The sequence below is a fragment of the Methanopyrus sp. KOL6 genome (assembly GCF_002201915.1).
Lineage (GTDB): Archaea > JAADCQ01 > Methanopyri > Methanopyrales > Methanopyraceae > Methanopyrus.
Window position 1 is genome coordinate 961527 of record NZ_CP019470.1, and the last position, 13939, is coordinate 975465.

General features: G+C 56.8%; 18 protein-coding genes. 13 read left to right on the forward strand and 5 right to left on the reverse strand.

The genetic code is table 11. The features are described 5' to 3' along the window. Positions 1 to 99: 99 nt before the first annotated feature. From BW919_RS05365 to BW919_RS05420, 12 genes are all read left to right on the forward strand, one after another. Positions 100 to 816, forward strand: coding sequence for a hypothetical protein (locus tag BW919_RS05365; protein ID WP_157666084.1), 717 nt, complete (start codon positions 100 to 102; stop codon positions 814 to 816). A 7-nt stretch (positions 817 to 823) separates the two neighbouring features. Beyond that, positions 824 to 1426 (forward strand): hypothetical protein, encoded by a 603-nt coding sequence (locus BW919_RS05370; protein ID WP_088336010.1) that lies wholly within the window; start codon positions 824 to 826, stop codon positions 1424 to 1426. A gap of 9 nt (positions 1427 to 1435) precedes the next feature. After that, positions 1436 to 2290, forward strand: a complete 855-nt coding sequence (locus tag BW919_RS05375) for a triphosphoribosyl-dephospho-CoA synthase (RefSeq protein ID WP_088336011.1) — start codon at positions 1436 to 1438, stop codon at positions 2288 to 2290. Then, positions 2262 to 2798 carry a hypothetical protein gene (locus BW919_RS05380; protein ID WP_157666085.1) on the forward strand — a complete coding sequence of 179 codons (537 nt, stop codon included), beginning with the start codon at positions 2262 to 2264 and terminating at the stop codon, positions 2796 to 2798. Before BW919_RS05375 ends, BW919_RS05380 begins: the two co-directional genes overlap by 29 nt. 160 nt (positions 2799 to 2958) lie before the next feature. Next, positions 2959 to 4269 (forward strand): proteasome-activating nucleotidase, encoded by a 1311-nt coding sequence (locus BW919_RS05385; protein ID WP_198324681.1) that lies wholly within the window; start codon positions 2959 to 2961, stop codon positions 4267 to 4269. 87 nt (positions 4270 to 4356) lie between these two features. Next, entirely contained in the window at positions 4357 to 5070 is a 714-nt protein-coding gene (locus BW919_RS05390; RefSeq protein WP_088336013.1) for a GNAT family N-acetyltransferase, read from the forward strand. Then, the gene (locus BW919_RS05395; RefSeq protein WP_088336014.1) at positions 5052 to 5774 is read left to right on the forward strand and encodes a polyprenol monophosphomannose synthase; all 723 of its coding nucleotides are present in this window, start codon (positions 5052 to 5054) and stop codon (positions 5772 to 5774) included. Before BW919_RS05390 ends, BW919_RS05395 begins: the two co-directional genes overlap by 19 nt. 51 nt (positions 5775 to 5825) lie before the next feature. Then, positions 5826 to 7157: an FAD-dependent oxidoreductase gene (locus BW919_RS05400; protein ID WP_232452959.1), complete on the forward strand. Its 1332-nt coding sequence runs from the start codon at positions 5826 to 5828 to the stop codon at positions 7155 to 7157. Beyond that, positions 7154 to 7669, forward strand: coding sequence for a magnesium transporter (locus BW919_RS05405; RefSeq protein ID WP_088336016.1), 516 nt, complete (start codon positions 7154 to 7156; stop codon positions 7667 to 7669). Before BW919_RS05400 ends, BW919_RS05405 begins: the two co-directional genes overlap by 4 nt. After that, a complete protein-coding gene (locus BW919_RS05410) occupies positions 7666 to 8187 on the forward strand; it encodes a magnesium transporter (protein ID WP_088336017.1) in 522 nt (173 codons plus the stop codon). Before BW919_RS05405 ends, BW919_RS05410 begins: the two co-directional genes overlap by 4 nt. 11 nt (positions 8188 to 8198) lie before the next feature. Beyond that, on the forward strand, positions 8199 to 8789 hold the full coding sequence (locus BW919_RS05415; protein WP_232452960.1) for a potassium channel family protein: 591 nt from the start codon (positions 8199 to 8201) through the stop codon (positions 8787 to 8789). 1 nt (position 8790) lies between these two features. Beyond that, complete coding sequence (locus BW919_RS05420) at positions 8791 to 9087, forward strand: transcriptional regulator (RefSeq protein ID WP_088336507.1); 297 nt, start codon at positions 8791 to 8793, stop codon at positions 9085 to 9087. On the opposite strand, the gene BW919_RS05425 is transcribed toward BW919_RS05420, so the two are convergent. From BW919_RS05425 to BW919_RS05445, 5 genes are read right to left on the reverse strand one after another with little or no spacing between them, the layout of a single operon-like run. After that, positions 9077 to 9733, reverse strand: a complete 657-nt coding sequence (locus tag BW919_RS05425; protein WP_088336019.1) for a hypothetical protein — start codon at positions 9731 to 9733, stop codon at positions 9077 to 9079. The genes BW919_RS05420 and BW919_RS05425 overlap by 11 nt on opposite strands. Continuing rightward, positions 9730 to 10494: a hypothetical protein gene (locus BW919_RS05430; RefSeq protein ID WP_088336020.1), complete on the reverse strand. Its 765-nt coding sequence runs from the start codon at positions 10492 to 10494 to the stop codon at positions 9730 to 9732. Before BW919_RS05430 ends, BW919_RS05425 begins: the two co-directional genes overlap by 4 nt. Then, positions 10488 to 11258, reverse strand: a complete 771-nt coding sequence (locus BW919_RS05435) for a hypothetical protein (RefSeq protein ID WP_088336021.1) — start codon at positions 11256 to 11258, stop codon at positions 10488 to 10490. Before BW919_RS05435 ends, BW919_RS05430 begins: the two co-directional genes overlap by 7 nt. Then, complete coding sequence (locus BW919_RS05440; protein ID WP_198324577.1) at positions 11255 to 12154, reverse strand: AIR synthase related protein; 900 nt, start codon at positions 12152 to 12154, stop codon at positions 11255 to 11257. Before BW919_RS05440 ends, BW919_RS05435 begins: the two co-directional genes overlap by 4 nt. 2 nt (positions 12155 to 12156) lie before the next feature. Next, positions 12157 to 13326, reverse strand: a complete 1170-nt coding sequence (locus BW919_RS05445; RefSeq protein ID WP_157666086.1) for a tripartite tricarboxylate transporter permease — start codon at positions 13324 to 13326, stop codon at positions 12157 to 12159. Positions 13327 to 13355: 29 nt separating this feature from the next. Between BW919_RS05445 and BW919_RS05450 the strand changes: the two genes are divergently transcribed. Further along, positions 13356 to 13904 (forward strand): hypothetical protein, encoded by a 549-nt coding sequence (locus BW919_RS05450; RefSeq protein ID WP_157666087.1) that lies wholly within the window; start codon positions 13356 to 13358, stop codon positions 13902 to 13904. Positions 13905 to 13939 lie beyond the last annotated feature (35 nt).

Consider the following 13939-nt stretch of genomic DNA (forward strand, 5'->3'; position numbering starts at 1 on the left):
TCGCCGAGGGGTTTGGAGAGGCGAAATGCGCCGTCGAGGACGTTCTGCGGTGCGTAAAAGCTGGTACCGACACGCTCGAAATCGTCAGGGGGAGCGAGAGTGCAACCACTGACGAGGAGGAACAAGGACGAGCATCCCGCGGTTCTCGACCCGGATCGCACGATTGTCTTAGGTGACGTGACAGTGTCCCGAGACGCGGTGATAGGACCGGAGGTTAGACTGGGACCGGACGCCGTCGTACGAGGTGCTGTGATATCTGGACGTTGTGTCGTCTACAATTGTGAGCTCGGACGTTGCGCCGTAGGTCCCAGGACCACGGTTACGGGCGATGTTGGGGATGGAGTCACAATTCACTCGGGCACGATTCTAGGGCAGCTCCGTGTGAGCGGGGAGATCGAGCCACCCGAAGTGGGTGAGGGAGCCTTCCTGGGGCCCGGGGTTTCCGTTCTTCCGGGGACGGTCATAGGTCCAGAGTCCATCGTGATGCCCGACAGTGTGGTGACCGAGCGTGTGCCGCGTCGCGGGGTCGTCAGCGGAAATCCGGCGATGCCCACGGGAATGGTCGTCGACGCGGAGACGTTGATTCTGGAGTTCGATGGAAAGTGGCTGTTACTTGAGGGAAAACGGGGAACCGCCTTTGACGTCAGGTTGAGCGACGGCGAACTCAAAATCACCGAAGGGAGCCCCGATAACTTCGGAGCCGTGCTTGAGAAGGACGTGGTGAAGATGGTCCGCATGGGGCACGCGATACCCTTACCCGCTAGTCGACCTTTTTCCATCCCGTTGCACGTACTGGAGGTACGAACGAAGGGGTAAGCGGACGGTGCCGGTCCGCGAGTCACTGTTAATAGATACCGATGTGCGCCGCTCGCTAGTTCTCGGGTCCGTGTTGGAGAAGTGCGAGGTGGAAAGAGCAGCCGTGCTGGGTACTGTCGCCCGGGATAAGCGGTTCGAACACGGTGTTTTCGTGGCCGGGAAGCGGGTGCCAGGCGAGGTAATCACAGTAGATGTGGAAGTTTCAAGGGAAATCGTACGCTCGGGATCTGTGGAAGTCGACCTCGATCCCACGGACCAGGATCTGGTGGCGGTGGTTGCGGACGTAGGAGCAGCCGGGCTCATCTCGGATCTCACCGGATTACAACCTGAGCGCCGTGGGTTCCACGCCCTGTTCGCTTTCTCGGGTGAGTTACCATCCCGAGTACGGAAGAGAGTGGTAATCAACCTGGACGTGTTCAGAGAATGTTGCCCGTGTGCCCTATTGGAGATCGGTGACGTGAAGCTGAGGTTTTTGGGAGGTCGACAGGTGTTCGATGAAAGGTCCAGACTGTCGTATACGGACGTCCTTGCCGTCAGGGACGGTAAGCCGATAGCATCTGCATGGAAGTCGGCGTCCAGAAACGTCATCTCCAAGCTGGGGACCAGGTGAGGGACCGTGGTGAGGACAGTCAGAGAGCTTCCGATGCTGTTTTGCGAGTCGGTCGCACTGGAGGTACTCTCCGGGCCGAAACCGGGATTAGTGGACCCCGTCTCTCCTAGCTCCCACGAGGATATGGGGCCACGTGAGTTCCTCGCGTGCCTTCCTGAGCTTCGGAGGTGTCTAGAGGAGGCTCTAAAGCTGGGGATAGACGGTGAACCAGTAGACGAGTTGATCCGGTCCCTTCCCGCGTGGAACGTGGACGTGATAACAGCTTCTGGCGGACCCAACTCCATACGCGGGATAGTGTTCTTAGGGTCGGTGTACTGCTACTCGGCTGGGTTCGAAAACGACCCGTTCCCGTTCGGTCGCATCCGCGTCGTCGGAAGGAGGTGCACGGAGGCTCTCTGGAACCGGTCGGAAACCAAGTGCGGCCGAATCCGGATCAAGGAACGGTTGGCCGGTGTCTTCGGTGAGGTATCTTCCGGAATGGCTACGGCTCGAGTGGTATCCTTACCGGTCCTACGGGCCACGCTGCGGGCGGGAAGGCCCCTAGAAGAAGCCGTAATACACTCGGTGTTGGCCTGCATGTCAACGTTAGAAGACGCCGGGATTCCCCGGAAACTGCGCGACTGGGTGAAACAAAGGGCCTCGGAAGTTCTACGCGCCGGAGGTCCGTTCACCGAACGGGGTCGTGCGGAGCTGCACAAATTCGTATACGAGTGCGCTGAACGTGGGGTGAGTCCCGGTGCCTCGGCCGACGTTACGGTCGTCGGGCTCGTCCTTCTACTCGCGAGGTGGGGTAGGGACATCGTATCCCCGTATCGTGATCCTCCACGGAGGTGGAGTGGCGGAGCTGTTGGACGGGACTCTTAGGCTTCTAATACGGTCGGATGGAACCCGGGCGGTCGCGTCCGAGGGAGACGAGAAGTTCTTAAAGGCTGACGAAGCCGAGGTCAGCAGGGAGCTAACACCCTTCGAAGCTTACCGGGAGATATGCAAGAAACTGGACGCGTCCGTTGTCGAGCTACCCGAAGACGTAGGACATCCTGTCGACCCTGAGGTAGGATATCGGGTCCTGGAACTTCTGGAGAGCCTGTGGGACTCGGGGTTCAGGCGCTTGGGTGTTTTGGGAACCGTCGGGTGCGGTGCGCCCCTCCACGATATCGAGGTCGGGAACCCGGTTGGGTGGACCAGCGTTCGGGTTTCGAACCCAGGTTCAGATCTCGACCTTGTGGTCCCCCACCGAGATTACTTACTAGAGATGTCATCGTCTGGTTTCGAAACTGTAAAGCGTTTCTCCGACCGAGTGATAATGTCTCCCGTGGCGTTCACCGGGTTCACAACTCCCAGAGTCGAAGTCCGGTTACCCAGGGGGTGTTAACTTGACGGAAAAACTTGACAGCATGTTGCCCAAAACCGCACAAGGTTCGAACTTGAGCGATCTGAAGAACCTCCGCGATGCGTTGGATAAGTTTTCCGAAATCGAGCCGGATCTGGACGTCGAGTCACTGAAAGCTACGCTGGACGATCTGATTACGCTCATGGAAGAAACAGGCGTGAAAGACGTTAGGGATCTCTGCGAAAAGTTTCTGGACTTCAAGCGCGAAAAGGAGCGGCTAGAAGAGCTCCTGAAGGAGTACTTCAAGCGATTGGAGGAGTTAGAGCGGAAGCTGCGAGCTCACGAGGAGAAGCTCCGCATCGAAGCCCGTCGTCGTAAGACCCTGGAGAAGGAGTTGGAGATGGAACGTGATGAAAAGGCCGAGCTGCGTGAGGAGCTACGGCGTAAAGAGGTTATGATCGAAAAGCTCCGTAGTGACCTGCAGCGAATGAAGAAGCCACCGCTCATCGTGGGTACCGTCGAAGAGATCCTCGACGACGGTCGCGTGATAGTGAAGAGTTCCACGGGTCCGAAGTTCGTCTCGAACGTGAGCCCTACCGTGGACAGAAACGAGCTCGAACCTGGTGCAAACGTGGCTCTCAACCAGCAGAGCATGGCTGTAGTGGATGTGCTACCGTCGGAGAAGGACTCACGTGTACTGGCGATGGAGGTGGACGAGTCACCCGACGTGTCGTACGACGATATCGGTGGTCTGGACGAGCAGATCCGCGAAATCCGGGAGGTCGTGGAGAAGCCGCTCAAGGAGCCCGAATTGTTCGAGAAGGTCGGTGTCGAACCTCCGAAGGGAGTCTTATTGTACGGCCCACCGGGCACCGGTAAGACTCTGCTTGCCAAGGCCGTAGCGAACCACGCCGATGCCACCTTCATCCGGCTCGCCGCACCGGAACTGGTCCAAAAATTCATCGGCGAAGGTGCTAGACTGGTGCGGGAGCTGTTCGAACTCGCACGCGAGAAGGCCCCGAGTATTATCTTCATCGACGAGATCGACGCGATCGGTGCCAGGAGAATGCGGGACGCGACGAGCGGAGACCGCGAGGTCCAGCGCACGCTCACCCAGCTGCTCGCGGAAATGGACGGCTTCGACCCGCTCGACGACATCAAGGTCATCGCAGCTACGAACCGGAAGGACATCCTAGACCCAGCCCTGCTGCGACCGGGTCGGTTCGACAGACACATCAAGATCTCACTACCAGACGAGGAGGGTCGGTATGAGATCTTCAAGATCCACACGCGCGACATGAACTTGGCCGAGGATGTCGACCTCCAGAAGCTGGCGAAGATCACCGAGGGTGCCTCAGGTGCGGACATCAAGGCCATATGTACGGAGGCAGGTATGATGGCTATACGCGAGGACCGTGACGTTGTCACCATGGATGACTTCCTGAAGGCTGTGGACAGGGTCATGGGTAAGAAGGAAGAAGAGAGCGGAGAGTTCAAGCGCGCGTACCACTGATGCGAAAGCTCCTCGACTCTCCGATAACAATCCATATTCTTAGGATGACGAGGCGGTTGCTGGCGGACCAGACAGGGATGATGAATAGTGGGCGAGCGGACTGTCGCGTGCTACGGACCTTACGTCGTTAAGGAGATCAGAACGAAGCAGGATGACCTAGACGCGATCCGTTCGTTACTGAAGTCCGCCGAGCGCCGTGGTCCTGGAAACGTTGGAGAAGTGGTTCCTCTCGACGTCTTCGACACGGATCGTGGACTAGCCTCCGATCGCACCAGGCTGCTGGTGGCTTTCCGGGAGGATGAGATCGTCGCTTGTGTCGCCGCAGATCCTCGGGAACACATAGGTTCCGGTCCCAACCCCCACAATGTCTTCGGCCTCGTAGTGTCTCCTGAGGTACGTACTACTAGGTACCAGTTGGGACACGTCATGCTGGCCGCTGCCCTGAAAACGCTCCGGGAAGAGGGTCTGAAGGTTGCACGAACAACTCCAACAAGACGCGCCTTACCGTTCTTCACAGGTATCCGTGCCGATCCCACTCATGTGTACCGGGAACTCGAGGTGAGGCTTAGGTGGTACCGTAAGACCGGGAGCGAGGAATACTTAGAGCTGACTAGGGTACCGAGGGAGGTCCGTGAAGAGCTGGAGCTACTTCGAATTCGTACGGTGAACGTGCGAAGGGATCCCACACCGTTTCACCGGTTGGATCCGGAAAAACCCGTGCACGTTTTCAGGTCGGGTGTCCGTTCGTTCACCCTCATAGTATCGCTGGGGGAACGGAATTCATGGTCGACATCAGCGTGATATTGCCCACGTACAACGAGCGCGAGAATCTTCCAAAGGTGATTCTCAAGATCGAAGAGGTAGTGGAGAAAGAAGGCTGGACTGCTGAGATTCTGGTAGTTGACGACAACTCACCCGACGGAACGGCGGAAGTGGCCCGAGAACTATCCAGACAGTACGGCAACATTAAGGTGATCGTGCGCGAGGAGAAGCCTGGATTAGGTCTAGCGTACAGGAGAGGGTTCCGCGAGGCCAGGGGCGATGTGATAGTATGTATGGACGCCGACGGTCAACATCCACCCGAGTGTCTTCCTAACATCGTGAATCCGGTACTAGATGGGGAGTGCGACTTTGGATTAGGGTCCAGGTACGTCGAAGGATCCGTCGTTGAGAACTTTCCGTGGTACCGTAAGTTGAATTCTTGGGGTGCACGCATTATTGCGCGCTCGCTCCTCAAACTTCCATACCGCGATCCGACGAGCGGGTTCCGTGCTATTTCCCGGAAGATATTGACCGAGAGCCGACCGTTCGTGTCCGAAGGTTTCGAGATACAGGTCGAAACGCTCGCTAAGGCCCATCACATGGGCTACACCGTGCAGGAGTACCCGTTCTTGTTCCGACCCCGAGAGCGGGGTTCCTCTAACGTAAATGTCCGTCAGATACTGAGGTATCTCAACGGAGTGTGGAGGATCAGGAAGGACTTGAAGCAGCGTGGGCTCCTGTAAACGATTTCACATACCTGCTCCGGACGGCCCAAGGGCAGTGGATTGCGCGTTGTGGTGGTAGGAGGAGGAGCCGCCGGCGTCGTAGCCGCTCGGACTGCTAGGGAACACGGCGCCGACGTGGTTCTAATCTCGGCGGATGAGCATATCGCGTACTCCCCTTGCGCCATCCCATTCGTAGTCTCTGGGGAGATAGAACGGCCGGAAGATATCCTGATGCGCGATCCTGCTCACTACGAGCGCCTCGGGATCGACGTCAGGCTGGACGTGAGGGTTGAGGAAGTCGATCCCGAAGAGAAGGTCGTGACTACCGAGGACGGTGACACCGTCGAATACGACTCGCTGGTTCTAGCTACCGGTGGAGAGCCTCTAGTTCCCCCAATTAAGGGTTCCGACCTGGGTGGTGTCTTCACCGTCAGGCGGTTTTCGGATATCGAACCCCTACTCCGAGCCGTTCAAGAATCGGAGCGAGCTGTGGTAGTGGGAGCAGGACCCATCGGTGTAGAAATGGCGTACGCCCTTCACGAACGCGGGTTAGAGGTTACGCTGGTTGAAATGCTTGATAGAGTTCTCCCACAGTTCCTCGACGATGATGTCGCTGCGATACTGCAAGAGCGGATGGAAAAGGAAGGCATCAGAGTACTTCTCGGCTCGCCTGTGGAGGCTATCGAAGGCGATGATAGAGTAGAGGCCGTAGTGGTGAACAGTGAAGAAATAGAGACCGACCTCGTCGTGATGGCGGCTGGAGTGAGACCGGCGACTGACCTCTTTGAAGGCATAGGGGCCTCAGTCCTACCCTTCGGAGTTGAAGTTGACCCAGCCCTTCGAGTCAAGCGCGAGGACGGTGGTGTCTTCGACGATATATACGCGGCCGGGGATTGTGTGGCCGATTGGTGTCCCATCACGGGTGAGCGAGTTCCGAGCCAGCTTGGCACGGTCGCCGTTCGGCAGGGCAAGATCGCCGGGAGAAACGCCGCTGGAGGTCCCAGAGCGACTTGGATGGGTACCCTCAACACCACGGTGATACGTGCGTTCGATTTAGAGGCAGCGGGTGCGGGGTTGACACAGACCCGAGCCGAAGAGTTAGGACTGGAAGTAGTTTCGGCTACCGTCGAGACGACCACTAGGGCCAGGTACTATCCGGGTGGCGAGCCTATTGCGGTCAAGTTAATAGCTGACGCGGACACGCACCGTGTCGTCGGAGTCCAATCCGTCGGAGGGGAACGTGTGAGAGAACGCGTCGACGGTGTCGCTTTGGCAATCCGTCTGGCGGCTAAAGTGGAGGACCTCCTGAGCTGGGATTACTCCTACTCGCCTCCGGTTGCTCGGGTTATAGAACCCATATACGAGGCCGCCGAGCTCCTTAGGGAGGAGCTTCACTCATGAAGCGCTTCCTCAGAGACCTTTCCGCCGCCACAGCATCACTGACGGTCTTGGTCCTTATGGAATCGTTCACGGGGATTACACTCGAATCCTTGAAGCATCGGTGGATGCATCATCCTGAATTCTTGGCGATGCTTCCGGCTCTCATGGACTTTCGGGGTAACGTGGCTCTTGCTCACTCCGCCCGTACCGCTACGGCAACCCACCTGGGTGACGAGGAGAAGACACTGCAGAGCTCACTGGCGGTTCTTCTAGTCGGTCTCATGGTGCCTCCGGTCATCGGCTTGGTCGTCTACTACGCCTACGGAGGTGATTTGAGTACCCTCATAGGGGCTGCGTTCCTTACCGTACTGTCGGTTACCGCAGTCGTAACGCCAGTAACAGTCGGTATCGTTCGCGTGGCGGCGATGTTGGGTTTCGATCCGGATCATGTCGCTCCGCCACTGACAACGGCTCTCTCGGACGTACTGACTGTGGTCCTCCTGTTCACGATTGCGGAGGTGATGGTCGGTTGAGCGGTGTATGGGGAGGAGTTCTCAGGATCCTCCGATCGATGTTGATGATTTCCATAATTCTCGCCGTCTGGAGCTCTTTCACGGGCTCGCTGCTGGCTAAATGGGAAGCCAAGCTCGAGCATAACCCCGGTCTAGCCGCGCTCCTTCCGGTCCTAATGGCGGCTGCCGGTGCCGCAGCTGCGTCGTTCGGTAGCCGCCTTTCCACCCATTTGCACTTAGGAACATTCACGGTATGGGCGGTACTGAGAGACGCATTGGTACAAGGTTCGGCCTTAATGTTGGTAATCGCGGGCTACGCCGGTCTCGTGACCGTCGCGTTCTCCGGTCGACCGTCTCTGATCCTGTTGGCCGTTGAGTCGACTGGATTAACGTTCTTGACCTCTACCCTCGTGGCTCTCGGCTCGGCGTTCACGAGCGTAAGACTAGGGATGGATCCCGACGACGTCGTTGGTCCTATCGTAACGACGGCCGCGGATTCCGTCGGAATTATACTCGCCCTAACCCTGGCTCCGGGGTAATGACGTTGGAAATGGAGAAAATCGAAAAAGAGATTAAGAGGCGGACGGTCGTGGAACTCCTCACGGAAATGAAGAATCTCGCGCAGCTATCAGTTGACCTGGCCTACTCGGTTTTACTGTTCGGAAGCCGCGAGCTGGCCGAGGAGGTGCGACGTATCGAGAGACGTGTGGATGAGTTGTCTATCGTACTGAAGGCGAAGCTCGCTCTGGCTATTCGAGATCTTGAGGACGTTCGCCATTTGCTGCCCATAATGGAGTTGACGCAATCGATGGAGGTTATCACCGACGCCGCGAACGACGTCGCCGAAACCGTGGCCATGGGTGCGGAACCTCACCCTATCGTTCAGAGGGCCATTGCCGAGTCCGAAGAAAAGATACGGCTTGTTCGGGTGGAGGAAGGGTCAGAATTAGACGGCAAAACGCTGGGAGAACTCAGGTTGGCCAGTGAAACTGGGATGCATGTAATCGCGATAAGGCGGGGATCGACTTGGATAATAGGACCGGATAAAGACGCCAAGATACTGGGAGGTGACGTCTTGATAGTCCGTGGTCGGGACGAGGGATACAAGAAACTAAAGAAGATAGCCAGTGGGCGAAGATGACATGCGTTGGAAGACTAGGCGCGAAAGAATAGTGTCACTACTCACGGAAAGCCGTGAGCCCCTGACCATTGACGAAATAGCTTATATGGTCAGAGAGGGTGATAAGTCGAAGATTATTGAGGATTTGGAACATATAGCTAAAACGCTACGTCGTGAGGGTAAGACGCTGCTCATGGAGCCGGCTAGGTGTAACAAGTGTGGATACGTGTTCAAGAGCCTCAGGATTAAGCCACCGTCCAGGTGCCCAAAATGCAAATCCGAGTGGATCCAACCGCCGAGATTCACTATCAGGGAATGACTCTCCGCGGGACGTCAAAGGACAGATCGTTTAACGTTATCCTCAGAAACTCACCCATCGCCACGACGTCCCCCAGATACCGTTGACCGTTTTCACGTATCTCGACTACTTCAAGTCTCTCGGTAACCCCAACTATCGCGTCCGGTCTATGGAAGCCCAACGGACGACACCTTACACCTTCCACCTTTAAGAAGCCCGAGGAGAGGTCTATCGACACGTCACCCGCGGAGAGTTCACTCCCGCGACGCTGCGTCACGATGGTGAGACTCTCGTAGGTCCTGACGTGTAGGTTCTTGCCATACAGCGTCACCACGTAGTCTTTGCCCACTTTACGGACGTCTACGAAGAGTTCCCCGAGGCGACGATACGGGATGATCGGTGGGACAACGACACCTTCTCCGATCTTTCGGATCCGGAGCGGCTCGGTAATAACGCGCTCTTCTGTGACCCGGTATGGGACTACATAGTAAGACCCTGAATCCGCACGCACCGACACCAGGCACAAGGATCGGAACTTCTCAAGTCCTGCTACTTGACCGAGTCGCACGTACCCGTCGTGAGATCGGCGCATCACCCTAACTTCCTCGCCTATGTCGAACTCCTCACAAACTACCGGAGGTTCCGGAACGTTCTTCGGGAGTTTCATCTGAACACTGACCCCTCCATTTCGAGTGCCGCGTTGAGTACGCCATCCACCAGCTCTGATCGTCTACCCAAAACCGCGGCAGGACTCCAGCTGAACATCCTGTAGCCGACGTTCCTGGACGTCAGGACACCCGCGGCTTCCAATGCGTCCAATATCTTAGTCCCGAGTTTGAATTCACGGAAATTACTACAAATCCTGCCCAGTATCTCCGTGGCGGATAAGTACCTCGTGCGGACTGTTCGCACATCCCTTCGGGCGATTTCTCTTAGGATCGTCGACCCTGTCTCCTCGACGAGCTCGCTCACGTGCTCTTCCATCTCCTCGAGAGTACCACCACGTTTCAACGCTTCCGGGCACGGCCCGTACGGAGGCCATGTAAAAACGTCCTCCGCGGAACCTTCCACCTTGATCAGCTCAACCGACACTTCACGCACGATGCTGTCTGGTACGAAGTCCAGGAACACTTGTGAGTAGACCACGATGTGAACTTCTTTGAACCTGTTGAGCAGCGCCGATAGGACGTTGTACACTTTGGATCTGATACTCCTGAGTGCGTAACGGTCACGGCGCTCCAACCACTCGAGTACCGTCGGTGCGTCCATATGGGCTATTACCACACGGTCAGTTCCATTTTCACACAGTGGGGTGATGTTGGATAGCCTTCGGGCGTCCGATACGTCTACGACTTCGCCGTCATGCGCCAACTTACAGCATATCTCTCTAAACCCATAGCACGGCGGGCAGACGGTGACTTTCAGCAATTTTCTGCCCCCTCGGGTAGGCGTAGTAGCAACCTCCCCCCCAACTGTATTACTTTATGATCTTCAAACCAGGCTTCAGTACGCTCAAAATGTACCTTATCGTACTCAATGTACCACAAGATCAGCCCCTCTGCCGGGAGGCATCTGGGTTTCTCCGACGGCTTGAACTCACCAGAAAGTAGCGCTTCGGCGTCCCCCTCCTCCCTGAGCCCGTGGCCCACCTCCCACACGAACCCTGCTATCCTGCGGACCATCTCCCATAGGAATCGCGGTGCCACGACCCGTAACACGTACGCGTTAGGGATTATTTCTAAGAGTTCACATCTCTCGATGGTTATTATTGGATTCCGGCCATCCTCCCTTCGGAATGCAGAAAAATCGTGTTTTCCTTCGAGCTTGCGGGCAGCCCGTTCCGCAGCTTCTGGATCGTTCAACGGTCCCAAGAAGTACCGATACTCCTTTCGCAGTGCATCGCGCCGTGGATCGAACTCGTCATTGACTTCCGTTTTAGCTATCACTCGGATGTCCTTGGGTAATCTCGCGTTGATGGGGTCCGGTTGAGCTAGCTCCGGGTCGCCTTCCACCACTACTACCTGGTAGCGTGCATGGGCCCCCGCGTCGGTCCTGGATGCGTACCCCACCAGTTCCAATCTCAGCTCCGAGAGAGCCTTTCGTAGCGCTCCTTCGATCGTTGGGACGTCGGGCTGATATTGGAAACCGTGGTATCGCGAACCGTCATAGGCGACCTGGAGGGCTACCCTCATCGTCCTGCCCCAGGGGGCTTGTAAGGAAGCCTCCGGTAGACTTCTATCATTTCCTCCTCGGAAACTAATTCCCTGTTTCCTAAACGGATCACCGGCTCATCCACAACCTCTCCCGCGACCGTGAACGGACATCCCTCTTCGAACGCTATCTCGGCAGCACGTCCGACGTCGTTCGGGTCCATACATACCATGAAGATCCCCAAGTACCCTGTCCACGTGGGATACGGCATTGATCGGAGCTCGACACCTTTCTTGGCTTTACCCATCATCTCCAGTAGGTTCCCGAGTACTCCACCGCGACTGGCGTCCTTGGCGGTACTCACGTCGATACCTTCCCGTAGGAACCTAAGGAACGCGTTGAATTTTACCTTGGCCTTGTAAACACGGTCACCAACATCCCCACGCACAGGCTCGCCCAAGAACACCAGCGTATCGCCTTCCCTGGCCGTACCATCCGGGATCGGTTCGTCGGCTATTAATCGACCGATTACGGCCACGGAGACACAGGGCACTAGATCGGGATGGGATTGTGTGTTACCACCGAGGATCTTGATTCCCAATCCTTCCGCCTGTTTCCTCAAATCCTCGAGGATTTCCTTCGCCTGCTCCTCGCTTTCGGCTTGTACGGCGTCGAACGCCACTATCGGTTCACCGCCGGTGACCACGACGTCGGCCGCAGAGTGTATGATCGCAGTCTTTCTACCGATCTTGGCCGGATAGGGGCCTTCCATGTTGATCACTAACCGCTCACCGTTTACCTCGATCACTGTGGCGTCGTCGCCCTGTAGTGGGCCTATGATCGTCTTCCACTCCTCCGGGACTTCCCTGAGCAACCTGCGGCAGAAGTTGGTCTCTTCTATATGCTTGAGGAGACGCTCCATATCGACTTTTTCCAAGCTCACCCGACCCCCAGCAACTTCAGAACCGTCGGCAAGGCCAGCGCTGACGTGCAGAGCGATGGATCGACACCGGAGCGGAGCGCGTAAATCCCTATTCCCGCACATACGATCGCCGTACCGAGCGAGCCCAACCCATGAGATGTCATCAACGCGAGCAGTCCGATTACTACGGTACCGGTCAGTACCCGCGCCCGTGCCCCGGAGAGTATCTCTCCCAACACCCTGGTCGAAAAGATGAGCAGCCATACTCCCAACACCGACACGAGTAGGTACACACCCACCGACGCCAACACTTCTGGGTACGTGATGTCTCCAACGGACCGCTGGACGAACACCGAGGCCCCACTTCTAGGGTTTCCAAGCGCGTGCAGAGCCACGATCGAGGACACCGCGTCGGCGGCGTCGATACCGGAGGTTACCAGTAGGTACCGCTCGGTCGTATCGACACCCAACCTCGTCAGGACGGAAACCACGTTGGCGGGACCCAATCCCGGCAGGAAACCGAGAGTACAACCCGCGAATGCTGCCAAGATTCCGCACTTTGGGAGCTCCTTCCCAAGTATTGCAGGCTTTCCGGGCCGCTGCTTCGGGATCGAAGTACGGTTTATCAGACAGGAAATTCCTGGACCGATCGCATAGAATCCGGAGAACATAGCTTCCAGTGGGGAAGCTACGTCGAGCGGTCCTGAAAGAACCACATAGCCTAACACGGAGCTCGCCGAGAAGATCGCCAACCCGCGGAGTCCGTTATCGTACGTTTGAAGGACCAGGATCGCCAGTACCAGCCACGGTATTATCGGCTTGGAGATGACGTACATAGGCCCTACGATCTTCACGATGCACGGGAGCGTGACCGCAGCGAAAAAACCCGTGGATAACGTCCCCAAGGCGACGAGGCGAGCGGCTTCTTCCGCCCTTCCCTCAATTGTATAGCGCTGCAACGGAATCAACACGGCGACCGACGTTTGATCATCGGGTACTCCCAAGAACATGCTTTCAACCTTGGATAACGGGACGTTGACGGCTGAGCATGCTGAAGCGAACGTCAGCACGTCTTCACGGTCGAGGTACGTGAGATCAAACTCCGAAAAAAATGTATTCGGATGGAGTCCGGGGATGTACCCCGATAGCATCCCGGAAAAGATTCCGAGAAACACTCCACCGAGCAAGTCCGACCCACCGGACCGGGGACCTCGAAATGCTAAAGGAGCTATGGCGATCGTTTGTGATGGCGCTAGGAGCCGCATGGGCACTCGGACTCCTAGCACTTACGGTTCACATCTTGGGGCTCGCTTGGACCATAATCCTCTTCTTAGGGATCATGGTCTTGTTGGGAATTGGTGCTTCGGGGAGAGTCTCACCTTTCATTGCAGTAGCGAGAGGTTTAGGGTTGCTGTCGCTTTTGATTATAAACGCGGCCAGACTGGAGTACCTGGCGCCATGGCTCGCCATACCTGTACTCGGAGCACTTTACGTTCTCGACAGGCCCGCCTTTTACTTGGTGATAGCAGCGGCGGGAGCTATCCTACTACTTCGAGCGATAATAGAAATCCATAAAACCGCCGTCGGGGTGGACTTCAGGTACAGGTCGAAGGTTCAGGAGATGGCGTTAGCAATTCGTGAGATCTCGTCGGGAATCATGGAAGCCCTAGAGAGACTCTCCATGATCTCTGCGGAGAAGAAAGAGGAGCTGAGTGGAACGTTCACCGTTGCTGGGAAGAAGTTGCTGAGGTGGATGCTCAGCTGAGGACGCGTCTGCGGTTCGATCGTCATCATTCTTCA